The 25,008-nt window shown below is 61.6% G+C and carries 17 protein-coding genes; 7 read left to right on the top strand and 10 right to left on the bottom strand.

Annotated elements, in window-relative coordinates:
• Positions 1-47 precede the first annotated feature (47 nt).
• The 3 genes from IB245_RS23805 to IB245_RS23795 form a co-directional block, all read right to left on the bottom strand.
• Positions 48-9,290: a non-ribosomal peptide synthetase gene (locus tag IB245_RS23805; protein WP_192228868.1), complete on the bottom strand. Its 9,243-nt coding sequence runs from the start codon at positions 9,288-9,290 to the stop codon at positions 48-50.
• A gap of 254 nt (positions 9,291-9,544) precedes the next feature.
• Positions 9,545-10,279, bottom strand: a complete 735-nt coding sequence (locus tag IB245_RS23800; protein ID WP_192228867.1) for a thioesterase II family protein — start codon at positions 10,277-10,279, stop codon at positions 9,545-9,547.
• A 184-nt stretch (positions 10,280-10,463) separates the two neighbouring features.
• The gene (locus IB245_RS23795) at positions 10,464-11,636 is read right to left on the bottom strand and encodes an MFS transporter (RefSeq protein WP_008039951.1); all 1,173 of its coding nucleotides are present in this window, start codon (positions 11,634-11,636) and stop codon (positions 10,464-10,466) included.
• A gap of 353 nt (positions 11,637-11,989) precedes the next feature.
• On the opposite strand from IB245_RS23795, the gene IB245_RS23790 reads away from it, so the two are divergent.
• The gene (locus IB245_RS23790; RefSeq protein WP_008027948.1) at positions 11,990-12,379 is read left to right on the top strand and encodes a hypothetical protein; all 390 of its coding nucleotides are present in this window, start codon (positions 11,990-11,992) and stop codon (positions 12,377-12,379) included.
• On the opposite strand, the gene IB245_RS23785 is transcribed toward IB245_RS23790, so the two are convergent.
• Positions 12,355-13,347 carry a GlxA family transcriptional regulator gene (locus IB245_RS23785; protein WP_192228866.1) on the bottom strand — a complete coding sequence of 331 codons (993 nt, stop codon included), beginning with the start codon at positions 13,345-13,347 and terminating at the stop codon, positions 12,355-12,357. The genes IB245_RS23790 and IB245_RS23785 overlap by 25 nt on opposite strands.
• Positions 13,348-13,437: 90 nt before the next feature.
• Here IB245_RS23785 and inhA point away from each other — a divergent pair, with 90 nt between their 5' ends.
• Positions 13,438-14,121, top strand: coding sequence for an isonitrile hydratase (gene inhA / locus IB245_RS23780; RefSeq protein WP_008027950.1), 684 nt, complete (start codon positions 13,438-13,440; stop codon positions 14,119-14,121).
• Positions 14,122-14,602: 481 nt separating this feature from the next.
• Here inhA and IB245_RS23775 read toward each other — a convergent pair whose 3' ends face one another.
• On the bottom strand, positions 14,603-15,091 hold the full coding sequence (locus tag IB245_RS23775) for an SRPBCC family protein (protein WP_192228865.1): 489 nt from the start codon (positions 15,089-15,091) through the stop codon (positions 14,603-14,605).
• A gap of 198 nt (positions 15,092-15,289) precedes the next feature.
• Between IB245_RS23775 and IB245_RS23770 the strand changes: the two genes are divergently transcribed.
• Both IB245_RS23770 and IB245_RS23765 read left to right on the top strand, forming a co-directional pair.
• Entirely contained in the window at positions 15,290-16,213 is a 924-nt protein-coding gene (locus IB245_RS23770; RefSeq protein WP_192228864.1) for an ADP-ribosylglycohydrolase family protein, read from the top strand.
• A gap of 48 nt (positions 16,214-16,261) precedes the next feature.
• Complete coding sequence (locus tag IB245_RS23765) at positions 16,262-16,663, top strand: lysozyme inhibitor LprI family protein (RefSeq protein ID WP_192228863.1); 402 nt, start codon at positions 16,262-16,264, stop codon at positions 16,661-16,663.
• 113 nt (positions 16,664-16,776) lie between these two features.
• Here IB245_RS23765 and peaD read toward each other — a convergent pair whose 3' ends face one another.
• The 4 genes from peaD to peaA all read right to left on the bottom strand — a co-directional run bounded on the left by peaD (position 16,777) and on the right by peaA (position 21,337).
• Positions 16,777-17,895 carry a quinohemoprotein amine dehydrogenase subunit beta gene (gene peaD, locus IB245_RS23760; protein WP_008039931.1) on the bottom strand — a complete coding sequence of 373 codons (1,119 nt, stop codon included), beginning with the start codon at positions 17,893-17,895 and terminating at the stop codon, positions 16,777-16,779.
• Positions 17,896-17,920: 25 nt separating this feature from the next.
• Complete coding sequence (gene qhpC / locus IB245_RS23755; protein ID WP_192228862.1) at positions 17,921-18,244, bottom strand: quinohemoprotein amine dehydrogenase subunit gamma; 324 nt, start codon at positions 18,242-18,244, stop codon at positions 17,921-17,923.
• Position 18,245: 1 nt separating this feature from the next.
• On the bottom strand, positions 18,246-19,676 hold the full coding sequence (gene peaB, locus IB245_RS23750; protein WP_008027964.1) for a quinohemoprotein amine dehydrogenase maturation protein: 1,431 nt from the start codon (positions 19,674-19,676) through the stop codon (positions 18,246-18,248).
• 80 nt (positions 19,677-19,756) lie between these two features.
• A complete protein-coding gene (peaA, locus tag IB245_RS23745) occupies positions 19,757-21,337 on the bottom strand; it encodes a quinohemoprotein amine dehydrogenase subunit alpha (RefSeq protein ID WP_192228861.1) in 1,581 nt (526 codons plus the stop codon).
• Positions 21,338-21,682: 345 nt separating this feature from the next.
• Here peaA and IB245_RS23740 point away from each other — a divergent pair, with 345 nt between their 5' ends.
• Positions 21,683-22,039 (top strand): hypothetical protein, encoded by a 357-nt coding sequence (locus IB245_RS23740; protein WP_008039921.1) that lies wholly within the window; start codon positions 21,683-21,685, stop codon positions 22,037-22,039.
• A gap of 50 nt (positions 22,040-22,089) precedes the next feature.
• On the opposite strand, the gene IB245_RS23735 is transcribed toward IB245_RS23740, so the two are convergent.
• The gene (locus IB245_RS23735) at positions 22,090-22,344 is read right to left on the bottom strand and encodes a DUF1652 domain-containing protein (protein ID WP_008027970.1); all 255 of its coding nucleotides are present in this window, start codon (positions 22,342-22,344) and stop codon (positions 22,090-22,092) included.
• 202 nt (positions 22,345-22,546) lie between these two features.
• Between IB245_RS23735 and IB245_RS23730 the strand changes: the two genes are divergently transcribed.
• A complete protein-coding gene (locus IB245_RS23730) occupies positions 22,547-23,269 on the top strand; it encodes a hypothetical protein (RefSeq protein ID WP_192228860.1) in 723 nt (240 codons plus the stop codon).
• Positions 23,270-23,500: 231 nt separating this feature from the next.
• Positions 23,501-24,991: an aldehyde dehydrogenase family protein gene (locus IB245_RS23725; protein WP_192228859.1), complete on the top strand. Its 1,491-nt coding sequence runs from the start codon at positions 23,501-23,503 to the stop codon at positions 24,989-24,991.
• Positions 24,992-25,008: the final 17 nt, after the last annotated feature.

Genomic DNA, 25,008 nt, shown 5'->3' with positions numbered 1-25,008 from the left:
TCCAGAAAATGATGACGGCGGCGCCCGGTTGGCGCCGCCGCAATAAATCAGTCCGCCGCGCCTTGCGTTGCCGGCGTGCCGCGACGACGCTTGATCGCCATGGGCCCGCCCAGCAACGCCTTGCGCTGCTCGTTCAATCGCGCATCGGCACGGCGCTGCACCTCGGTGGCCAGTTCCAGCAGATCGCTGACCGTCAGCTCGTCGGCGCGCAACAACGCTTGCAGTACCGCCTCGATTTGTTCGAACAGGCTTTGCAGCGTGCTCGGCAAGTACTGCCCGGCGGGTGTTTCGAAACTCAGGTGAATGTGTTCGGCCTCGTTGTAGAACGCAGCGACCATGCCGATCTCGGCAGCTTGCCGGCCCGACGGGAAGTCCTCGACCAACAAGCCGTCCATGGACGGCAAGCGACCGACGCCTTCCTGATAGATCAACTTGATGTCGAACAACGGCGAACGCCCGGCCCGACGCGGCAAGCGCAACGCTTCCACCAGTCGCTCGAACGGCAAGTCCTGATGGTCCGAAGCCTCCAGAACCGCACGGCGACAGGCTTGCAACAGTTGCCCGGCAGCCTGGTCGGCATCGACCTCCACTTGCAGCACTAATTGGTTAACGAAGAAGCCGACCATTTGTTCAAGCTCAACTTGATTTCGGTTGGCGATATCGGTGCCGATGCGCACGCGACTGACCTCGGTGCGCTGACGCAACACCAGGGTGAAGCCGGCCAATAGCACCATGAACAGCGACAATCCACGCTGTTTGGCGAAGTCGCGCAGCTGCTGACTCAAGGTCGAATTCAAGGTGAAATGTTGGCTGGCGCCCTCCTGCGCCTGACGCTGATCGCCGTCGCCCGGCAGCTCCAGCACGGCTTGCGGCTGGCCGAGGCGCGCCTGCCAGTAATCGAGCTGACGTTGCAGCTCGCCGCCCTGCTCCAGCCACTGACGCTGCCATTTGGCGAAGTCTGCGTATTGCACGCTGTGCTCCGGCAACTGCGCGACACCACCCCGGTTGAGGGTCGGGTACAGCGTGACGAATTCATTGATCAGAATCCGGAACGACCAGTCATCCGCCGCGATGTGGTGCACCGTCAGCAGCAGCACATGCTCCTGATCCGCAACCTGCAACACCCGCACCCGCAGCAATGGCCCGTTGCGCAGATCGAACGACCGGGCGACTTCTTCACGGGCCAACTGCGCGGCTTCGACGTCCGGGGCCGGCAAGTGCCGTAGATCGCTGAAGGCGAAATCCAGCGGCAGTTCGGCGTGTACCCGCTGCCAGGCCTGGCCGTCTTCCTCATAGAACGTGGTGCGCAACACGGCGTGGCGTTGCACCAGGGTTTCGAAGGTTTGCTGCAACGCCGACAGGTTCAACGCGCCGCGCAACCGCAAGGCGCCGGGCATGTTGTACATCGAGCTGTCGGGCTCAAGGTTCCACAGAAACCACAACCGCTGCTGGGCAAAGGACAACGGCTGGCGTTCGCCGGAGTGGTCCGCCACCAGCACCGGGCGTTCGCAGACATTGGCGGCGTGTCGTAGGCCTTGCACCTGAGCCGCGAAATCCTGCAGACGCGGGTGTTCGAACAGGCTGCGCAAACTGACTGACAACCCCAGACGCTGACGAATCTGCGAAACGATTTGCGTGGCCAGCAACGAATGACCGCCCAATTCGAAGAAGCTGTTTTCGCGATCGACACGGGCAACCTGCAACACCTGCTGCCAGATCTGCGCCAGCTCGATTTCCAGCTCACCTTGCGGTGCGGTGCCGGCCACGGCTTCCCAGACTTCGGGTGCCGGCAGCGCCGCACGGTCAAGTTTGCCGTTGCGGTTGAGCGGCAATGCGCTCATCACCACCAGTTGTGCCGGGAGCATGTAGTCCGGCAGACGCTCGCCCAACGCCTGGCGCACGGTTTCAGTGAGTTGACGGGAATCGGCGTTCGGCAACACCGGCACGACATAACCGATCAGTTGCTTGCCACCGACACTTTCGTGCACCAGCACTGCGGCTTCGCTGATCATCGGCAAGCCTTGCAGGTGCGCTTCCAGTTCACCGAGTTCAACGCGGAAACCGCGAATTTTCACCTGATGATCGATGCGTCCCAGGTACTCCAGCGCGCCGTCCTCGCGATACCGCGCCAGGTCGCCGCTGCGGTACAAGCGTGCACCCGGCGTGGTGGAAAACGGATCGGCGATAAAGCGTTCGGCACTCAAACCCGGACGCTGGTGATAGTGCTGGGCAATGCCGGCATCACCGCCGATGCACAACTCGCCCACGCAACCGGTTGGCAGCAGATGGCCCTCGGTGTCCAGCACGTACAACGCCCGACCGGGCAAGGCGCGGCCAATCGGCACGCCGATCAGGTTTTGCGTATCGGCCAAGGTGCACAGGTGGGTGCTGGAAACCACCGTGGCTTCGGTCGGCCCGTAGGTGTTGAGCAGACGTACGTCGCCGAGACCGGCGGCATGCCAGAGCTTCAAGCCTTCCAGCGACATGGCTTCGCCACCGACATGAACCTGCCGCAACCGACCTTTGTCGCGCTGAGGCTGCGCGGCCCATTCCTGGGCAAGCAAATACCAATAGGCCGCTGGCAAGTCCGCCAGGGTCACGCCCTGTTCGATGATCTGTCGGTACAAGGTGTCGGTGTCCCACAGCTCATCGCCGCGCAACACCAGCGCCGCGCCCACGCACAGTGGCGGGTAGCACTGCTCGACAAAGCCGTCGAAGCTGAACGTGGCGAATTGCAGCACGCGGTCGTCGGCGCTGAGTTGCGAATAGTCCGCCGCAATCACGCAAAACTCGCGCAGCGCGGCGTGGGCCAGGCACACGCCTTTCGGCCGCCCGGTGGAACCGGAGGTGTAAATCAGGTACGCGAGGTCTTCGGCACAAGCGAGGTTGACCGGGTTGGCCGTGGAATAGCCGGCCAGCGACGCCGTCGTCAGCGCCAGGCGCGGCAAGCCTTCGGGCAGCGCGACATCGGTCAGCAGCTCCGGTTGCGCCAGCAGCAGGTCCATGCCGCTGTCTTCGATCATGTAGGCCAGGCGTTCGGCCGGGTAGTCCGGGTCCAGCGGCACGTAACCGGCACCGGACTTGAGGATGGCCATGAGGCTGACGATCATCTGCGCATTGCGCCGCACCGACAGGCCGACCCGTTGTCCCGGCGCCACACCGTGTTCGCGCAGGCGATGGGCGAGCTGGTTGGCCTGGGCGTTGAGCTGTGCATAAGTCAGTCGCTCGTCGCCGACGATCACGGCCCACGCATCGGGCGTGCGGGCCGCTTGCTGCTCGAAACGCTGATGCGCCAACAGCGGACTGTCCAGCAGCGGCGCGGCGGGACGCGATCCCAGCAGTACCTGTGCTTTTTGCTTCGCATCCAACAGACTGACGGCGCCCAGCACTTGCTGCGGCTGCGCAACAAACTGCTCCAGCACATGCAGCAGGTTCGCACTCAAACGCTCGATCTGCGCAGCGCTGAACAAGGCCCGGTCGAAACTGAATTCCAGACGCAGGCTGGCGCCGACTTCGATGCCGAGGGTCAGCGGGTAGCTGGTGATTTCGTGATTGCGCAATGCGCCGAAGGTCAGTCCCGCCGGTGCACCTTGCTTCAGCGCTTCGGCCACCGGGAAGTTTTCGAACACCAGCAAGCTGTCGAACAGCGCGTTGCCCTGCTGCCCGGCCCAGCCCTGAATGTCGTAGAGCGGCACATGCTCGAACTCACGCAGGCTCAGGTTCAGCGCTTGCAACTCATTGAGCCATTGGCTGACCGGTTGCGCGGACGACGGCGTGGCAATGATCGGCAAGGTGTTGATGAACAGGCCCAACTGTTGCTCGATGCCCGGCAACGGTGCGGATCGCCCGGCAATCGTCGCGCCAAACGCCACGCACGATTGACCGGTATAGCGCTGCAACAGCAGACCCCACGCGCCCTGCAACAAGGTGTTGAGGGTGATTTTCTGCTGCCGGGCAAACTCTGCCAGACGCTGCATCGCGGCGCTTTCGAGCGTCAGGTGATGCTCGCCCATGCCGCGCCCTTCGACCGGCGTCGGCAAGGCGTGCGCCAGCAAGGTTGGGGTTTCGAGCGCGGCCAGCGCCTGCTTCCAGAACTGTTCACCCCCCGCCGGTGGCTGCTGCTGAATCCAGCCCAGGTAGTCGCGGTATTGCCCCAAAGGTTTGGCCAGTGCCTGCCCGGCGTAATGCTGAATTACCTCGCCGAGCAACTGCGCGTTGCTCCAGCCGTCCATGAGGATGTGATGACTGGTGTAGATCAGGTGCCAGGCGTCGCTGCTCTGGCGCACCAGCATCAGGCGGAACAGCGGCGCGGCACTGAGTTCGAAACCACGGCTGCGCTCCTCGGCGGCCAGTGCATCGAGGTCGATATCGGCCGCTTCGATCACCTGCAATTGCAGGTCGATCTGGCGATGAATCACCTGATGCGCAGCTTCCAGGCCCAACCAGTGGAAGCTGCTGCGCAGAATGTCGTGACGGTTGATCGCCGCCTGCCACGCCCGACCGAAGGCCGCCAGTTCCAGCCCCTGGATATCCAGGCGCAGTTGGTTGATGTAGGCCTCGGCCTGCGGCTCATACAAGGTGTGGAACAGCATGCCCTGCTGCATCGGCGTCAACGGATAAATGTCTTCGATGGCCGGGGCGGCGACGGGCAAGGCGTCCAGCTGCGCCTGATTGATCCGTGCCAACGGGAAGTCTGACGGCGTGACCTGCCCCGCTGGCGTGGCGCAGCAGTGTTCGATCAGCGCAGTGAGTTCTTCGGTGTAGGCGTCGGCCAGTTTTTGAACGGTGCCGTCGGCGAACATGTCGCGACTGAACCCCCATTGCAGCGAGAGCTGACCGCCATAGACCTGGCTTTCCAGCGTCAGCCAGTTGGCCAGCGGTGCATCGTCACCCTGGGCCTGACCGCCGCTTTCCGCTGCGGGTACAAACAGTGCGTCTTCATCGAACTGGCGGTCGAACTGGCCGAGGTAGTTGAAGGTGATCCGTGGCGCCGGTAACCCTTGCAACGCTTCACGCTGGGCCGGTTCGCCGAGGTAACGCAGCAGGCCATATCCCAGGCCTTTGTCGGGGATGGCGCGCAGTTGTTCCTTGATCGCCTTGATCGTGTTTGCCGTTTGCGCGTGAGGTTGCAGGCGTACCGGGAACAGGCTGGTGAACCAGCCCACGGTGCGCGTCAGGTCGAGGTCGTCGAACAGATCTTCACGGCCATGGCCTTCGAGCTGGATCAGCGTCGAGTTGTGCCCGGTCCAGCGGCAGATCACCCGGGCCAGCGCGGTCAGCAGGAGGTCGTTGACCTGAGTGCGATAGGCCGCCGGCGCCGTTTGCAACAACTGCCGCGTCAACCCGGCGTCGAGCTTCGATTCGATTTTTTGGCCATGGCGATGCTGCAAGCTGCCCAGCGGATTTTCACACGGCAGGTCGCAGGCATCGGTGTGTTGTGCCTGCCAGTAAGGCAGTTGTTGATACAGCGTGTGGGCATGCGCTTGCAGGTGTCTGGCCCAGTGTTGATAAGCGCTGGTTTTGTCCGGCAACGTCGCGGCGCTGCCACCCGCCAATTGCGCATAGGCCTGCTGGAGGTCTTCGAGCAGCACCCGCCAGGACACACCGTCCACCGCCAGATGGTGGACCGCCAGCAGCAGGCGTTGCGAGCCATCGTCGAGACTGACCAGCATCGCGCGCAGCAACGGCCCTTCGGCCAGATCGAGGCTGCGTTGCGCTTCGTCGCACAGGGCCGTCAACGCCTCGGTCGACGCCGCGTGACGCTGCCACAATCCGGCCGTTTCGACCTGTGGTCCATGAGACTGCTGCCAGCCATCGACACTCGCGGTAAACCGCAGGCGCAAGGCATCGTGATGGTTGATTACCGTCACCAGCGCGGCTTCCAGTGCTTGCGGGCTCAGCGCTTCGCGCGGCGTCAACAGCAAGGACTGGTTCCAGTGTTGCGGTTGCGCGATGGCCTGTTCGAAGAAGTAGTGTTGCGCCGGGGTCAGCAGCACTTCGCCGCTGACCGGTCCTTGGTCGATGGCACTGCGGCTGTCGAATGCCGCCACCAGCGCCAGGCTGCGCACGGTCTGGTACTGAAACAGGTCGCGCGGGCTGAGACGGATGCCGGCCTGACGGGCGCGGCTGACCACTTGAATGGAGATGATCGAGTCACCGCCCAGTTCGAAGAAGTTGTCTTCGAGGCCCACACGTTCCAGGCCCAGGACGTCCTGCCAGATCTGCGCCAATGCCATCTGCATCGCATCTTGCGGCGCGACGAACGCCTGTTGCGGCGCCGCGTCCGGTTGCGGCAGGGCCTTGCGGTCCAGTTTGCCGTTGGCGGTAACTGGCAACGCATCCAGCGGCATCAGGTAAGTGGGCACCATGTATTCCGGCAGGCTATTGAGCAGCCAGCCCTTGAGGGTTTCCGGCCACTGCGCCTCGGCGTTTTCCAGCACCAGGTACGCCACCAGATGTTTGCCGCCCTGCACCAGGACCACCGCCTCGCGCACCAGCGGATGCTGCATCAAGCGGGTTTCGATTTCCCCCAGCTCGATACGCAGGCCGCGCAGTTTCACTTGATGGTCGAGGCGACCGAGGTACTCGATCACCCCGTCGGCACGCTGGCGCACGCGGTCGCCGGTGCGGTACAGGCGCGCGCCGTCATGGAACGGGCACGGCACAAATCGCTCGGCCGTCAGCCCCGGACGCCGATGATAACTGCGCGCCAGGCCGGCGCCGCCCAAGTACAACTCCCCCGCCACGCCCGCCGGCACCGGCAGCAACTGCGCGTCCAGAACGTGGGTGCGCAGGTTGGCAATCGGCCGGCCGATGGGCACGCTGTCGGCCCCCTCGTCAACGCACGTCCAGTGGGTCACGTCGATGGCCGCTTCGGTCGGACCGTACAGATTGAACAATCCGGCGCCCGGCAGCTTGGCGAACACTTGAAGCTGGGCATCCAGCGGCAGGGCTTCACCGCTGCACGCGATGCGCTTGAGGCTGGTGCAGGCTTCAACGCCCGGCTCGTGGATAAACGCCTGAAGCATCGACGGCACGAAGTGCAAGGTGCTGATGCCGAACTCGCCGATGAGGCCGATCAACCGCGCCGGTTCGCGGTGCGCACCTGGCGGCGCCACCACCAGACGGGCACCGGTCATCAGCGGCCAGAAAAATTCCCAGACCGACACGTCGAAGCTGAACGGGGTTTTCTGCAACACCGAGTCGCTGCCGTCCAGCCCGTACGCCTGTTGCATCCAGCACAAACGGTTGACCAGCGCCGCATGGCTGTTGCCGGCGCCCTTGGGTTTGCCGGTGGAACCGGAGGTGTAAATCACATAGGCCAGGTTCAGCGGATTCACCGACACCTGCGGGCAATTTTCGCTGTAACCGGCCAGCCAGTCCTCGTTCTGATCCAGTGCGATGACCTTGATGCCCCCGGTCGGCAGCGTTCCAGCCAGGGCGCTCTGGGTCAGCAATACAGCAACCGCACTGTCTTCGATCATGTAGGCCAGGCGTTCCGCCGGGTATTCCGGATCGAGCGGCACGTAAGCGCCGCCGGCCTTGAGAATCGCCAACAGGCCAATGACCATTTCCAGCGAACGCTCGACGGCAATCCCCACCAGCACATCGGGACCGACACCCTGCTCGCGCAGGTAATGCGCCAACTGATTGGTGCGCGCATTGAGCTGTGCATAAGTCAGCTGACGGTCGCCAAACACCAGCGCCGGCGCCTCGGGTGTGCGCAGGGCCTGAGCGTGGATCAGTTCATGAATGCATTGCTCGACGGGATAGGTTTCGGCGGTGCGGTTCCAGTCATGCACCAGCACCTGTTGTTCATCCGCCGCCAGCATCGGCAGCTCGCCGACCCGCTGATGTGTGTCGATCACCATCGCCTGCAACAGCCGCGTCCAGTGCTGCGCCATGCGCGTGATGGTCGGTGCGTCGAACAGGTCGCTGGCGTAGGTCAGCGCGGCGTGCAGCTTGCCGCCCTTTTCATAGGTGTCGAGGGTCAGGTCGAACTGCGTGGTGCGCCCTTCCCACTCGATCGCGCCCAGCACCAGGCCGGACGCGGTGCTGATGCTGGACATGTCCGCGACCTGCGGCTGGTGGTTGTACATCACCTGGAACAGCGGCGTGTGGCTGAGGCTGCGCTCCAGTTTCAGCGCTTCGACCAGACGCTCGAACGGCAAATCCTGATGGGCCTGGGCACCGAGCGCGGCCTCCTTGATGGCGCGCAGCAGATCGTCAACGCGGGTGTGGCCATCGAGCTGGGTGCGCAGCACCTGGGTGTTGACGAAGAAGCCGATCAGGCCTTCGATTTCCGCTCGATTGCGGTTGGCAATCGGCACGCCGACACGGATGTCGGTCTGTCCGGTGTAGCGATGCAGCAACGCGTTGAACGCCCCGAGCAACAGCATGAACAGGGTGATGTTGTGTTTCTGCGCGGTGGCGCGCAGTTGCTCGGCCAGTTGCGTGTCGACGGCGAATTCATAACGGGTGCCGCGATAGCTCGGCATCGCCGGGCGCGAGTGGTCAGTCGGCAACTCCAGCACCGGGTGCTCATCGCCGAGTTGCGCTTGCCAGTAATCGAGTTGGCGCGCCTGCTCGCCCGCCTCCAGCCAGCGGCGTTGCCACAAGGCGTAGTCGCTGTACTGGATCGGCAGCGGCGCGAGTTGCGGTTGTGCACCGGCCTCGAAGGCGTCGTAGCAGCGGATGAATTCGTCGATCAGCACGTTCATCGACCAGCCGTCGGAAACGATGTGGTGCAGGGTCAGCAGCAGGACGTGTTCCTGCTCGGCGAGTTTGAGCAAGGTCACCCGCAGCAGCGGGCCGATGGACAAATCGAAGGGCAGCACCGACTGCTGTTCGGCCGCTTGGGCGACGGCACGTTCGCGCTCCGTTTCCGGCAAGGCGCTGAAGTCCACGTGTTTGATGATCAGCGGCGCGCTGGCCGGTACTTGCAGCAAGGTGTCGTCGGCCTGGCGCTGGAACACCGTGCGCAGGGTTTCGTGACGCTCCACGAGGCTGACGAAGGCTTGTTCCAGCGCCGACAGGCTCAACGCACCGGTCAAACGCACCGCGCCCGGCAGGTTGTAGGCGCCACTTTGCGCGTCCAGTTGCCACAGAAACCACATGCGTTGCTGGGCATACGACAGCGCCTGGCGATCCTCGGCCTCGACGCCGGCAGGAATGGGGAACCGGGCGAAATCAATGCCTTCCTTTTGCAAGGCCGCAAGGAACATCTGGCGCTTTTCCAGGGGCAACCCGATAAACCGGCGAGCAAGTTTCAAGGAGTCATCAGCATTCATTTCTAAGCATCCGGATCAGTGGCGGGAAGCACAAAGGCACGTCGTCCCTATAAAACGAATGCAGACCGGAAAAATTAGCGAATGAGAATAAGTGTCAGCGGGGAGGTGGATCGAGGTCTGTGGACCGCCAAAAATCATTGTGGGAGCGAGCCTGCTCGCGATTGCTGTCCATCATTCAACATTGATGTTGAATGAACCACCGCAATCGCGAGCAGGCTCGCTCCCACAGGGGGATAGGTGATCTTGAGATTGTATTAGGCAGTCGCGGCCATGGCGTGCCGGCGATGGTGGACGTCGAGCTGGTCCTTGATCACGCGCAGCACCTTGGCTTCGTGCTCATGGATGAAGAAGTGACCGCCGGCCAGCATGTCCACGGAAAAGCTGCCGTGGGTTTCCTTGCTCCAGCCGATCAGCTGTTCGGTGGTTGCGCGATCCTCTTTGCCGCCGAGCACGTGCACCGGGCATTTCAGCAACGGACGCTGGATCGGCTCGAAACGGCCACACAGCAGGAAATCCGCGCGCAGGATCGGCAGTGTCAGGTTCATCAGCTCTTCATTGGCCAGCACTTCTTCGCTGGTGCCATTGAGGGTGCGCAGTTGCTCGATCAGCTCGGCATCGGTTTTCGGATCGGCGAAACCCTGATCGTAATCAGCCCGCATCGTCGGTGCAGCGGTGCCCGAGGCGAACAGCGCCACCGGTTCCGGGCAACCCAGCGAGCGCAAGGCATGGGCCATTTCACAGGCCAGCAACGCACCGAGACTGTGGCCGAACAGCGCGTACGGCGCCTTGAGCGTGGCTTTCTGTTCCTGGGCGAGTTGCAGCGCCAGGCGCCGCATGTCGGTGTGCAACGGTTCGCCGAACCGCGCGCCACGGCCCGGCAGTTCCACCGGCTGCAGCTTGAGCCACTCCGGCAGTTTGCGCCGCCAGCGGCTGTAAACCATGGCGCTCGCGCCTGAATAGGGCAGGCACAGCAATGTCAGCTGGGTCACCGGGCTTACCTCGAAAAGTTGTCTGTAAAGAGAACGGATGAGGTCTGCAGGGAATTAGTCGACGGTGATGACGCCTTCGCGGGCAAGCCTCGCTCCTACAGGACGCACTGAAGCCTGTAGGAGCGAGCGGGCGGCGATCCGACTTGCCCGCGAAGAAGACAGCGAGAAGTCACTGAATGAATACTTACCTAAGGTGGCGATAGGTTGGGACTGCGGAACCAAGCACCACCGCCCCCGCCGCAATCGCCACCCAAAACCCGCTGCGCGCGCCAAACGCATCCACCAGCCAACCCGAGCTGGCCGCGCCAATCGCCACGCCAATGCTCATCCCCGTCACCAGCCAGGTCAGGCCTTCGGTGAGTTTGGCCGGCGGCACGATGCGTTCCACCAACGCCATGGCGACAATCAGCGTCGGCGCAAAAGACAGACCCGCGACGAACACGGCCAGCGCCAACCCGACAATATTGGTCGCCAGCAGCAACGGCAACGTAGTCACCGCCGTCGCCACCCCGCCGTACAGAAACAGTCGCGGCAGCGGCACTTTCGAGCGCAACGCGCCGAACGCCAAACCGGCCAGGCATGAACCGATGGCATACACCGACAACACAATGCTCGCCGCCGCCGGTTGCCCTTGATGCTGGGCGAAGGCCACGCTGACCACATCCACCACGCCGACAATGGTGCCCATGGCGACCATCAACAGCATCAGCAGCTGAATCTCGCTGGAACGAATGATCGAGCCCTGATGGTGTTCTTCATGGGGATGTATCGCCGGTTCGGTGTCCCGTTGCAGGACGAACGCCGTGACGCCAATCGCCAGCATCAGCAGTGCCGCCAATGGCCCTGCTTCGGGGAACACCACCACGCACAAGCCCACCGACAGCGGCGGCCCGACAATAAAACAGACTTCGTCGAGCACCGACTCCAGGGCGTACGCGGTTTGCAGTTGCGGCTGGCCGCGATAGACCTCGGTCCAGCGCGCCCGCACCATCGCCGACATGCTCGGCATGCAACCGGCCAGCGCGGCGAACACAAACAGCGTCCATTGCGGCGCCTGCAAACGCGTGCACAACAACACCAGCAACAACGCGCCGCCACCGATCAGTGCCGACACCGGCAAGATCCGACGCTGCCCGAAACGGTCCACCAGCCGCGAAACCTGCGGCGCGCAAAACGCCGTGGCCAAGGCAAATGTCGCCGCCACCGCACCGGCCAATCCGTAGCCGCCTTGCAGCTGCGAGAGCATGGTGATCAGGCCGATGCCGGTCATGGAAATCGGCATGCGCGCGATCATCCCGGCCAGCACAAAGGCTCGGCTGCCCGGGGCTTTGAACAGTTCGCGGTAGGGGTTGGCCATGGCTCGGCTCTCGACAAGGGCCTGCAAGTTGCCATATGGCCGCTTAAGGTGGAAGCGGCGAAATGTTGGTTGAATGTGAAGGCCCTATCGCCAGCAAGCCGGCTTCTACAGTTGATCGCGTTTCTTCTGGAAGGACTCGGTCCACTGTAGGAGCCGGCTTGCTGGCGATGAACGTTAACTCGGTCCGCCTGCTAAAACACTAAGGCTCTGTGGCCCACACACCTACAAGCACTAAACAAAACCGCACCGCCCCCGAAAAATCGTTTGTTGCCGATCATTACATCCCCACCTAACATCCCTCCTCAACGGGTACAGCGGAGCTGTCCAACAAAACCCGAATTCAAGGAACCTGAATGAGCCAGCGCATCTACCGCAGCATCGACACCCCACTCCGATCCGGCCTGAACCGCGATGAACTGTGGGAAGGCCCCGACAAAGGCCTGATCAAATGCTGGGAAATCGGCCGCCAACGCGCCGCCCGTTTTCCCGAAATGGCCCAACAATGCCTGGCCGGTGAACTGCCGGTGCTGGGCTGGAAAGGTGGCGTCAGCCGCAGCCTGAAGAAACTCGAAAAGTACGGATCCCTCAAGTACCTCGCCCAGTGGCAAGGTTTGCGCGGGGAAGACCTGGACGTTGACCTGGCTGAAGAGCGGGCGTTGACCTGCTCGCGAACCGGGATGGTGGTGACGTTTACGCCGGATCGGGCGAAGTACTTCAATCAGGTCATGGAAACGGAAGTCTGATCTGCCTCGGAACTCACTGAAAACCGCTCGCGATACGCTTGCGGCGTCACGCCCATGGCGCGCAGGAAACTGCGCCGCAACGTCTCTTCGCTGCCAAACCCGCACTGCACCGCGACCCGTTTGATCGGCACGCCGGTATCGCTGAGTAACCGCCGCGCCGTCTCGACCCGAATCAGTTCGATGGCCCGTGCAGGCGTCTGGCCGGTGTCGGCGCGGTAGTGACGGACGAAGCTGCGTTCGCTCATGCCAGCCTGCAAGGCGAGGGTCGGAACGCCCAGGTCCATGGTGAGGTTTTCGCTGATCCAGGCGTGAAGATCGTCGAAACGGTTGCCTTCCTTTTGCAACGACAGGGTCACGCTGAACTGTGATTGACCGCCCGGACGCTTCAAAAACACCACCAATTGCTGCGCCACTTCCAGCGCCATGGTGCGACCGAGGTCCTCTTCGACCATGGCCAGCGCGAGGTCGATACCGGCAGTGACCCCGGCCGAGGTCCAGACCGGGCCGTCATTGATAAAGATGGGATTGGGTTCGACACGCAAGCGCGGGTGTTTTTGCGCCAACTGCTCGCAACGGGTCCAGTGAGTGACCACCCGCCGGCCATCGAGCCAACCGCTGGCCGCCAGCAAAAACGCCCCGGTGCACACCGATGACACCCGCCGACACCCCGCCGCATGCTCACGCACCCAAGCCACCAGCGCCTCATCCTCCGCCGCCGCATAAACGCCCCAACCGCCGGCAATGATCAGGGTGTCGCTGCCCTGCCCGGGCAACGGCTCGGCCACCAGCGCCAAGCCCGCCGACGACATCACCGCCCCGCCGCCGCTGGCAATCACCGTCGGCGCGTAAGGCGGCGGCCAGCCTTTCTGGCGGGCAATGTCATTGGCCGAGGCGAACACCTGCAGCGGCCCGGTGACGTCGAGCAGTTGCACGTTGGTGAAGGCGAGCACATGAATAGACTTGGGCATACTTGGCGTAATTCGTGGGGTAATTGGCGTATACGCCAAATCCTACGAGCCTACAGTGAAGCCGTCCACCCACTTCACGAGAAAAACACCATGACGTTGCAGATCGGTTTTCTGTTGTTCCCGCAGGTTCAGCAACTGGACCTGACCGGCCCTTACGACGTGCTCGCCTCGCTGCCGGACGTGAAGGTGCATTTGATCTGGAAAGACCTGATGCCGGTCACCGCGAGCACCGGCCTGGTGCTCAAGCCCACCACCACTTTCGATGATTGCCCGGCGCTGGATGTGATCTGCGTACCCGGCGGCAGCGGTGTCGGGCCATTGATGGAGGATGAGCAGACGTTGGCGTTCATCAAGGCGCAGGCGGCCAATGCGCGGTATGTCACTTCGGTGTGCACCGGCGCGCTGGTACTCGGCGCGGCAGGTTTGCTCAAGGGTAAGCGCGCCACGACTCACTGGGCGTATCACGAGTTGCTTGGACCGTTGGGTGCAATCCCGGTGAAGGATCGGGTGGTGCGCGATGGCAATCTGCTGACCGGTGGCGGGATCACCGCCGGGATCGACTTTGCCCTGACCCTGGCGGCTGAATTGTTTGATAAGGACACGGCGCAATTGGTGCAGTTGCAGCTGGAGTACGCGCCGGCGCCGCCGTTTGAATCTGGCAGCCCGGAATCAGCGCCTCAGAGTGTTTTGGCAGAGGCTCATCGGCGTACGGCGCCATCGTTGCAGCAGCGGACGCTGATCACTGAACGGGCCGCGGCAAATCTCGGCTTGTAGGTAATCAATGTGGGTTCAGGTTCGCTCATACTCTGTGTACGACGGGGATGAATTGTAGGAGCCGGCTTGCTGGCGATGGCGGTGGGTCAGTCAACAGATTTATCGCCTGAACGCACGCCATCGCCAGCAAGCCGGCTCCTACAGTAGATGTCCGTAATGGCTGAATCACTTTTCTACGGGCGAAAAAAAACCCGCCAGAGGCGGGTTTTTCCCAAGACCATTGTCGACTCCCTGTCGGTAGCGAATCCTTGCTGATGGTCGATCATCCGTGATCCTGAAGCGCTTCCTGTGCTTCAGTTGATGTGGCTAGATTACGCATCGGATCCAATGTGCAATAGACGACATAGCTACCATCGCGTGTAAGACATTCGCTATACCAGCCCTTCCGAAAACCCTTAGACGCCTCAGGTATCGAGCGCTCAAGCCGCGAGTTTCGCGGCCTGCAGCGGAGCTACGACGGGCAACGCCTGCGCCATGGTGATCATTCTTCCTGTCTCACCCGGGCTTTGGTGGTTTCAGCCAAAAACTGTTCAATGTTGTTCATCTGTTCCTCCCAGCCCCTGCTGTCCATGCGGAAAGCCTTTTCTCGGCGTGTCTGGGGGATGTGATCGAAACCGGACTCGGAGACCTTGAGCAACGTACCTTCAGGGTGGTCCTCCAGTTCGAACTTCACCAGCGTGGTGGGTTCCTGGGAATAGTCGACATCCGCGCGCACCGCGTAGGGGTGCCAGCGAAACGAAAACACTCGCTCCGGCTCGACCCGCTCCACCAGCACATTCCACAAAACGTGCTCATAACCGGGGTACGTGACCTGCCCCTGAGTCCACTCGCCGGCGACAAAACGCTTGCCTTCCAATGCCACGCCAAACCATTGCCCGAACGCTTCGGCATGGGCCAGCACACGCCAGACCTGCGAGCGCGGGGCTTTAAGCAGGATCTTCCTTTCGATGCGATCTGATGCTGGGTTCATAAGTCACCTCCTGTACTGAACAGTAGGCCTGTGTGACCACAAGTCCAACCCTAAAGTTGTACCAATCGGGCCTCTCAATCAACCTGCCTGAAATATTCGGCCGCACATCCGGGCCAAAGTTCGGCGCTGAGAACAAGAGTCATCGGGCGGGAGCTGCTACCGTTTGCAGGGACGACATTGACCGGACAAGGAAGATTCATGCAGCCCTCACTCACGGAACGTTATCGCGGCGCCCTGCTGGGCCTGGCCTGCGGTGATGCCGTCGGCACCACGGTCGAGTTTCAGCCACGCGGCTCGTTCAGGCCCCTGACCGACATGGTGGGCGGCGGCCCTTTCAACCTGAAACCCGGGCAATGGACCGATGACACCTCAATGGCGTTGTGCCTGGCCGAAAGCCTGCTGAGCAAAAACGGCTTCGATGCCGCCGACCAGATGGGGCGCTACCTCAATTGGTGGCAACAGGGTTACATGAGTTCGACCGGGGAATGCTTCGACATCGGCATGACGGTGAGCGAGGCTTTGGCCCGGTATCAGCAAACCGGCGAACCCTTCGCGGGCTCAACCGATCCCTATACGGCAGGGAACGGTTCGTTGATGCGGCTGGTGCCGGTGGTTTTGTACTATTTTCCCGACCGTAACCGGATCAGCGAGTTCTCCGCTCACAGTTCCCGTACGACACACGCCGTGCCTGAAGCCGTTGAGTGCTGCCAGTTGTTCGCCGAGCTGACAAGTAACGCGTTACAGGGCGCGGCCAAAGCGGATTTACTCCGCTTGCCGGCCACGACCTTCCTGGAGCCAAAAGTCGCCGCCATCGCCCGCGGCGATTACTTCGACAAACCTGAAAGCGCTATCCGTGGCAGCGGTTATTGCGTGGCCTCCCTCGAAGCCGCGCTGTGGTGTTTTCATCGCACCGACAGCTTCGAAGCCGCCATCCTGACGGCCGCCAACCTGGGCGATGACGCCGATACCACCGCCGCCATCGTTGGTCAGTTGGCCGGCGCTTTCTACGGTGTCCAGGCCATTCCCGAACGTTGGCTGGCGAAGTTGTACCTACGCGAAGACATCGAGGCTTGCGCGGATCAATTGCTCAAGGCTTCAGGCGCTGACACCGCAAGTGAATGAGGCTTCGCTACACTGCACCTCTTCTTTTCCTGTCACAGCGAGTTTCCCATGAACCCACGCGTGCTCCTGGCGCTGACGCCGTTGCTGTTCACCACCGTTGCCCATGCCGTCGATTGCGACAACGCCACCGACCAGGCCACGATGAATCAATGCGCGGCGCAGCAGAACAAGGCCGCGGACAAGGAGTTGAATGCGCTTTACCAGCAGATCACCGCGCGCTTGAAGGACAGCCCCGAGAGCAAGAAGCAGTTGATTGGCGCGCAACGGGCGTGGATCGGGTTCCGGGATGCCGAGTGCAGGTTTTCGGCGTCCGGGGTTGAGGGCGGGAGTGTTTATCCGTTGATTTACAGCAATTGCATCACCGACCTGACCAAGGCTCGGGTGGAGGCTTTCAAAACTTACTTGAAGTGCCAGGAGGGGGATTTGAGTTGCCCGGTGCCGGGGCAGTAAGTTCTCTAGCGTTTTCCATGGCCTCTTCGCGGGCAAGCCTCGCTCCTACAGGTTTCGGTGATTCCTTGTAGGAGCGAGGCTTGCCCGCGAAGACGTCCTTTCAAACGCCGCGATTACCGGACGAAAATCTGCGCCGTGGTAATCGCCATATCCCCACCCGGCAACTTGATGCTGCCCACCTGTTTCAGGCTGTCGGCATCAAAAATCGCCACATCGTTAAACGTCCCCGCCAGGTAGATCTTGCTGCCGTCCTTGTTGAAGGAAATGCAGTAGTAGGAATGATCCAGCGTCGCCGCCTGGAGCATTTTCTTTTCCTTGATGTCGTACTTCGCCAGGCGATTGAGCACGCCGAACATCAGGTTCGGGTCCTTCGGCGAGCGCATGCCGCTGAAGTAGATTTCCGTCAGCGGGCCGAAGTCGGTGGTTTCGGTCTTGCCGGTTTTCAGGTCGATGCTGAACAGCCCGTACAGGTACTCGGCGGTCAACGGATCCTGCTTCTTGTCCTTGAACTTTGCCGCGGTGTAGAGCAGCGAGAAGTCATGGCGATAGGTCTGCTGGTTCCACACGTAGAGCACGTCCGGTGCGCTGTAGTTCGCCCGTTTCCAGTGACGACTGGGGATCAGTACGTCGAATTTTCCGGTTTTCACATCGACCTTGTAGACGTCCGCCCCGGCCACATACAGCGTGCCGTCGTCGCCACTCTGCATGATGGTCAGCTGCCGTGGCGCCGGGAAGCTGCGCACGGGTTTGGCATCCATGCCGGCGTCGGTGGCGTAGACATCCAGTCGTGGCTGCTGAACTTCATAGCGGTCATTGAGCATCAACGTCGGGTTGGCAACGGTGAACAGCTCCTTGCCGTCATGACTGAGGGTGAAGGCGAACATCGACTTCGCTTTCTCCCCCGGCTTTTGGGTGATGCTGGCGTGGAACACCTGTTTGCAGCTGTCCAGCTCGACGCCATAGACATCCGCGTAGTGATTGTTCAGCACGTAAGCGGTCTTGCGGTCCGGCGACAACTGGACGGTGCCCGGACCAAAGGCATCGGGCATCTTGCAGGTCTTGAACAGCGTGTCCGTGGCCAGGTCGATCACGTGCAGGTTGTTCGGGTAATTGGTGGTCAACATGTACTCGTGACCGTCTTGCAGAGCAGTGTTTTCATCGGCCAGAACAGTGAGCGAACAGGTGCTCAGGACGGCAAACGCGGCCAGGCCGCAGGCTTTGATGCTAGGCATGCTGGAATCCTTCTTGTCTGTCCGATCACTTGTCTTTAGGGAAGACAGTGCCAAGGTTGCGCCAGTCGTCGTTGGACGCCTGGGCATCCTTGTTCCAGTCCGGGTAGGTGCTCATCATGTCCGGCACCTGGGCTGGCCACCAGCAAGGGTCGGAGCAGCCATAAAGGTCGGCTTCCATCGGCTGGCACAGCGACGACACACCGCCAAACGCATCGATTTCCCAGCCCGGGTCTGTGGTCGAGGCGCAGCCCGCGACAGAGCTCATCGCCACCACTTCTTCGATGCGGTTCTCGGCCGCGGCTTCATCGAGTTTCAACGCTTTGTTATTGATTGCCTTGAGATGTTTCATATCAGTGAGCCTTGCGCGGAGTGATGTAGCTGCTGATAAACGCAGGGTTGTTGGCCATGATCCGGGTGTAGACCTCGATGCCGAAGTCGACCCAGTCACGCATCAGTTCGCAGTAGTGATAGGTCGGGTGGGTCGGGTCGCCGTAACGGGCGTAACTCTCGTGGTAGCAGCCACCGGAGCAGAGGTTGCGGATCTGGCAGTCTTCGCAGCCGGTGTTGGTACGGTCGAGGCGTTGGGACAGGAAGTCGTTCAACTCCACCTGTTTCACCCCGCTGTGCACGTTGCCGAAGGTCGGCAAGGACGAGCCGGTAAAACGGTGGCACAGGTTCAGTTCACCCTTGTGATCCACCGCCAGCATCTTCAGGCCCGCGCCACACGGCAGGGCTTTTTTGTGGCCTTCGTGGATGTCGGTGATCAACTGGTGAAGGTTGGAGAAGCCGATGTTGCGGTGCTCCAGCGCCGCTTCCAGATAACGCCGACCGAGCGCCTTCATGTTGGCGAACACCTGCACCAGTTCATCACTGGTGAGGTTGAAGCTGCTGATGTCGCCGGAAGTCACCGGAGCAAAGCCGACTTCGGCAAACCCCAGCTCGTTGAACAAGTGATCCCAGATGGTTTCGACGTCGGTAACGCCGGTGGTCAACGTCACTCGCGCGCCAACCGGACGGCTGTTGTAGCGCGACAGCAGCATCTCGGCCTTGCGCCGCACCACGTCGTACGTGCCCTGCCCGCCCACGGTGATGCGGTTGCGGTCGTGTACGGTTTTCGGCCCGTCGATACTGACGGAGAGCCCGAAACGGTGGGCGTTGAGGTAGTCCACGGTTTCTTCGGTGAGCAGCGTGGCGTTGGTGGTCATCACGAACTCGACGAACTTGCCGGCCTCGCGGAAACGCTTCTCGCAGTAATCGACCATGTACTCGATCAGCTTGCGATTGCTCAGGGGTTCGCCGCCGAAGAACACCACGGTGAAACGCTCTTCATCCGGGGATTCGCGCAGCAGCATTTCCACTGAAGCGATGGCCGTTTCAACGTCCATTTTCTTGCCCGCCGACGGCTTGTCGAGGTCTTCCTTGTAGCAGTAGGTGCAGCTCAGGTTGCAGCCGGTGTTGACGTTGAGCACCACGGTATTGATCGCGGTGCGCTCGACCCGTTTGGTGCCGATGTCCGGGGTCAGCGGCGAGCCGTCGCTGACCAGTTCCAGCGAGATCAGTTCGCGCAGGGTCTCGGTGATTTCTTCGCCGTTGAAACGTGCGGCCAGGCGCTGGATCAGGTCGTCCGACGAACAGCCTGGACCGCGCAAGGTGTCGATGATGGTGCCCGTCAGCTCATCGCTGGCGAACAGCGAACTGCTGGGAATGTGGAACAGCATGCGGTCGGCGTCGACGTGCACTTCGTGCAGATTCCGCTCGACCAGATTCAAAATAGCGCCCATTGCAACCTCCTGTGCAGACCTCCTTCACGAGGCCTGCGGTCATTCCAAAAAGTGTCTGAAACGGTTAACGGTCAGCCAACTCATGGAATGGGTGGATTGTTCCAGCGTTGCACGGTGACGATCATGTGGCCCTCGCCGGTCAGGGATTTCCCTGCGTCGTCGACGGCGGCGATCACCTTGAGGTTGCCGGCATTGTTGGTGGACATTTTGCGTTGCGGGTTCGGCCCGGCATCGCCCGGTGTGAACACGCCGCTGTCAGCCTGCATGGTGCCGGCGAACTTGACGTCTTCGTCTTCCTTGGCGCGGTCGTCGAAGGCTTCGACTTTCCATTGCGCCGGGAACACGCCGATGCGATACGGTTTGCCGTCAGCGCCCTTGCCCCAGGCTTCGGCGTCAAAACGGCCCTGGACTTTCGGCGTCGAACCACCGCCCTCGCCGATCCGCGCCACCGAGAACTCGGGCACGACTTTGACTTCGGCGATTTTGCTGTAGACCGACAGGGTCGGGCCTTTCAGCGTGCCGACGGTGACGTTGCGCAGCCCCGGTTGGGCATTGGCGGCTGCCTTGAGCTTGACGCGCATACGCTGCGGACTTTGCTCCAGCACTTCGACCACTTCCACGCCTTTGCCGAAGTTCGGCTTACCGCTGAGACCGCTGCCGACCAGGGTCACTTCTGACACGCTGCCGGCCTTGAGGTAACCCGGCTGCACCGCGAGCAAACGACTGCTGCCTTGCTTGGCCGCGACGAAGTCCAGACCCCGTTCATCGTGCTCGGCCTCGAACATCCGGCCTTGCATCGCATTGCCTTGGGCGGCGAACACCTGGCGCATGGTCACGCCGTCGATGGTCACGTTGCCGCGCCATTCGTAGCCGGTGTAGAGAATCGCGCTGCCATCGCCATTGAACGGCGTACCGTCGGCGTATTGGCCTTTGACGCTGACCTTGAAGGTGTCGTCGCCAGCGGCGGTCACGCTCATCACCCCGGCCAGTTCACCTTTGCCCGGCAAGTGGCCGCTGAAGCTCCAGTCACCGGCAAACGCTTCGGCTTTGGGTGCTGCGCTCAGCCATTTTTTCCAGGCCGGGTTGTCCAGCGGATAACGCTTGGCCAACAGCGGCACCATGTCTTTGCGGGCAATGTCGAACCAGTCGCGGTCACGGGCCAACGCCTGGTATTCGAGGGACGGCCATTGACCGAGGTGGAAGTTCACCAGGCGCTCCCATTCCTGGGCCGGACGCCGTTGCAAGGCGACCCGCGCACCGGAGTGGCAGCGACCGCACATCTGGCTGGTCTGGTCGTCGAACTTCTCGACGGTATTGAGTCGACGCTCCAGCGCGTAACGCACGCCGTCCGTCTCGCTCGGCGCCAGGCCCTGGGTGTCGGCCAGGTATTTGACCAGGGTACGGCGGTCGTCATCGCTGATCTGCAAACCGTGCATGGTCTGCATCCGGGCGATGCTCATCAGCCAGCCTTCCGGGGTCTTGCGCTGGTGGCTGATGCGGCTCAGGGTGTTTTCGGCTTCAGGGGTGTGACAGCCCTGACAGGTTTCCTTGAGGATGGTCTGGGCGTCGCGGGCTGCCAGGCTGTCAGGCGAATGCAGCGCCACACACGCGGCCACGGCCAGCAGACTGACGCTCAGGCCTGATCGGAGTTTTCTCTTCATCAACGTCGAACCTCGCACGGTGCTTTCTTATTTTTGTGGCTTATCGTTTTTATGGTTTCTGCCGCCGGCGGCGCACCGCAGACGGAGGCAAGAGAAACGTCTGCGATGAGCAATACACGGAGCGTGCCAGCTTGCCGATTACCTTTTTTATCAAGCGTTTGCGTGAAGTTGAATGCGATTGGCCATGCTTGATCGAGAGCGCGTGCGTCTAATATCGCGACAGTTGTTGCAGTCTGAGACAAGCATAGATGCCTTAACCGGGACAGCTCATCGCCCGACGATTGACGACAGTCCCGTGCGAGGGCGAAATGGTTGTTCACCAATTGCCGTTCAGGGGATAACGAAATGGCAAACATCACTGTCCTGGCGGGGGACTTTCTGCAGGGTGACGGAGAGTACAGAGACGGCGTTTTCACCTTGAGAACGTCGCTTCACCCGTGGCCCGGCATCACCCTGCCACTCTCCTCGTTCAAAAGCGTGGAAGTCGCCAACGAAGAGTCGATCAACAACATCAAGGACGCCATCGGCTTTGGCGTCGCCGGCGCCATGCTGCTGGGGCCCATCGGCGCGATTGCCGGTTTCATGCTGGCCGGAAAAGAAACCGAAGTGACCTTTCTGGCAACGCTGAAAGACGACAAAAAGCTGCTGGCCGCCGTCGATAGCAACACGTTCGACGAGATTTCCCGGAAAATAGCAGCCTGATTGCCTGACGCGAGCCGCACCGGCCTTCAACGGTGCGGCTTGTCGCCGGTTCAGATGGAATAGGTGGGATGAATGCTCTTGTGCGCCTCGATTTCCTGGCGCATGTCCGCCACCAGCGTGGCGATGGCATGGGGACTGTCCAGTGTCCACACCGGAACGTGGGTGGCGATCAGGTCCACTTTGCCCGTCATGCAGTCACAGACCCGGATCGTCATGGACTGGTCCGCTTCCATGTTGCAGGTGCAGACGGCGGGTAGAAAACTGTGTTCGATGATGCTTTGAATTTCCAGGGTTGAAAGGAACATCGCAACCTCCCTTACGCCAGATGTATAGCAGGGGAAATGCTCCGTCATTTCACCACCGAGCCTGAAAATTCTATTCCCCAAAAGTGGGGGGCTCAAGGGCGCAACCCGGTTGCTCGTCGTCTCGACGGGTGGTCATCGGTGTTCAAGTTATCGCGCTTTGTGTCGATAACCTGCCTACACCAAACGTTAAGGGAATGACGACATGGCAATTTCTTTAAATGCTGCCTTGATCCAGCCATCGGCCGCTCAGCTCAGCCAGTCCAGCCAACCACTGACCGCGAAAACGCTGAGTGAAGACCTGCAGAAAACAGCGGTCAACATCAATCCGGCAGCGATTTACCATCCAGGCGATGAAACCCCGGCACCCAGCCCGGCCATGGAATCGATCGAGACCTGGATCGGCCGATCCCAGTCACCTGACTTCCCGCAGGTTGCCGAGCGGCACAAAAATGCCCATCAATCGCTGAAATACTCCTTCGAAGAGTTCCAGTCAGCGTTGGCCCACGCCTATCCGGATCTCGCCGACAAAAAATTTGGCTTCACCATTCAGGCGGATGGAAGCCTCAAAGCCCTCAACAGTTCAGGCCAGCTCAGTTCTTCCGATATGAACCGGCTGAACAATCTGCTGAATGCTTCCAGTTCGCTGAAATCGGCAGCGAGCAGTTACCGCGACGCCTCCATCGACCTGGTGGCCGCTGACTCCGTATGGGGTGGCAGCTACGTGGGCGGGTACAACCTGAACAAGGAAAACTTCGCCAACACCATCGATCTGGGCGCCCTGTTCTTGAAGAAAGGCTCGGTGCCAAACGCTGAAACCCTGAACGGCTTCTTCTCTTCCCAGTTGTGGAGTAAAGGCGAGCGGATGACGCGGGAGACGGAAACGGTGATGTTGGCCGAGCGCAATAAGATCGACGTGACGGCCTGATTCCGACAACAGGCGCGGAGTGCCCGAATCAGCTCAGGCCACATCGTTGGCCTGAGCTGAAAAACCCGTCTCTTGAATCTCAGCCGCCGTCGCGATTTGCGACAACATAGCGGAACCCGACGGCCCCGAATTTCATCCCACGCCCGCCGCCAAAGGGCTATCCGGCCCTTCCGGACAGTTGGCACAGCCATTGCGAAAGCCTCGTTCTCACGAACAACAAGAGGCCTCGCCATGACGCTCCCCTACCTGCTTCCCGCCACCTCGGCGTTCATCCAGCGCGCCCCGCGCATGCTTATCGGCGGCGACTGGGTCGAGGCTGCCGACGGCCAGACCATGCCACTGCACAACCCGGCCACCGGCGAAGTGCTGTGCGTGGTGCCGCGGGCCACGCCCGAAGACGTTGACCGTGCGGTGCTCGCGGCGCGTCAGGCGTTCGATGATTCCGCCTGGACCCGCACCCGCCCCCGCGAGCGACAGAATTTGCTGTGGAAACTCGCCGACCTGATGGAACGCGACGCCGAACTGCTGGCGCAGCTGGAATGCCTGAACAACGGCAAGAGCGCGGCAGTGGCTCAGGTGATGGACGTGCAGCTGTCCATCGACTTCCTGCGCTACATGGCCGGTTGGGCGACCAAGATCGAAGGCTCCAGCGTGGAAGTGTCGTTGCCGCTGATGCCAAACGATCAGTTCCACAGTTTCATTCGTCGCGAAGCGGTGGGCGTGGTCGGCGCCATCGTCGCCTGGAACTTCCCGCTGCTGCTGGCCTGCTGGAAACTCGGCCCGGCACTGGCCACCGGTTGCACCGTGGTGCTCAAGCCCGCCGACGAAACCCCGCTGACCGCCTTGAAACTCGCTGAACTGGTGCTGGAAGCCGGTTACCCCGAGGGCGTGTTCAACGTGGTCACCGGCACCGGCATCACCGCCGGTTCGGCGCTGACCCACAACCCGCTGGTGGACAAGCTGACCTTCACCGGCTCCACCGCCGTCGGCAAGCAGATCGGCAAGATCGCCATGGATTCCATGACCCGCGTCACCCTGGAACTGGGCGGTAAATCGCCGACCATCGTCATGGCCGACGCCGACCTGAAGACCGCTGCCGCAGGCGCTGCCAGCGCGATTTTCTTCAACCAGGGCCAGGTCTGCTGTGCCGGTTCGCGGCTGTATGTGCAGCGCAAGCATTTCGACAATGTGGTGGCGGACGTCGCCGACATTGCCAACGCCATGAAGCTCGGCAACGGGCTGGACCCGAGTGTCGAGATGGGGCCGCTGATCTCGGCGCGCCAGCAGGAACGGGTTTACGGGTACATCGAAAAAGGTCGGGAAAGCGGTGCGACGATTGCCTGCGGCGGTGAGCAATTCGGGCCGGGATTCTTCGTCAAACCGACAGTGATCGTGGATGTCGACCAGAAGCACTCGCTGGTGCAGGAAGAGATCTTCGGGCCGGTGCTGGTGGCGATTCCATTTGATGATGAAGCCGACGCGTTGCGCATGGCCAACGACAGTCCCTACGGGCTTGGCGCGAGCATCTGGTCGAATGATCTGGCGGCGGTGCACCGGATGATTCCGCGGATCAAGTCGGGCTCGGTGTGGGTCAATTGCCACAGCGCCCTGGACCCGGCGCTGCCGTTTGGCGGGTACAAGATGTCGGGGGTCGGGCGGGAGATGGGGTATGCGGCGATCGAGCATTACACCGAGTTGAAGTCGGTGTTGATCAAGCTTTGATCTTTATCGTCCTTTAG

It is taken from the genome of Pseudomonas sp. PDM02 (assembly GCF_014852285.1).
Classification (GTDB): domain Bacteria; phylum Pseudomonadota; class Gammaproteobacteria; order Pseudomonadales; family Pseudomonadaceae; genus Aquipseudomonas; species Aquipseudomonas migulae.
Note: the sequence above shows the minus strand (reverse complement) of the source record. Positions and strands in the feature narration are given on the sequence as shown.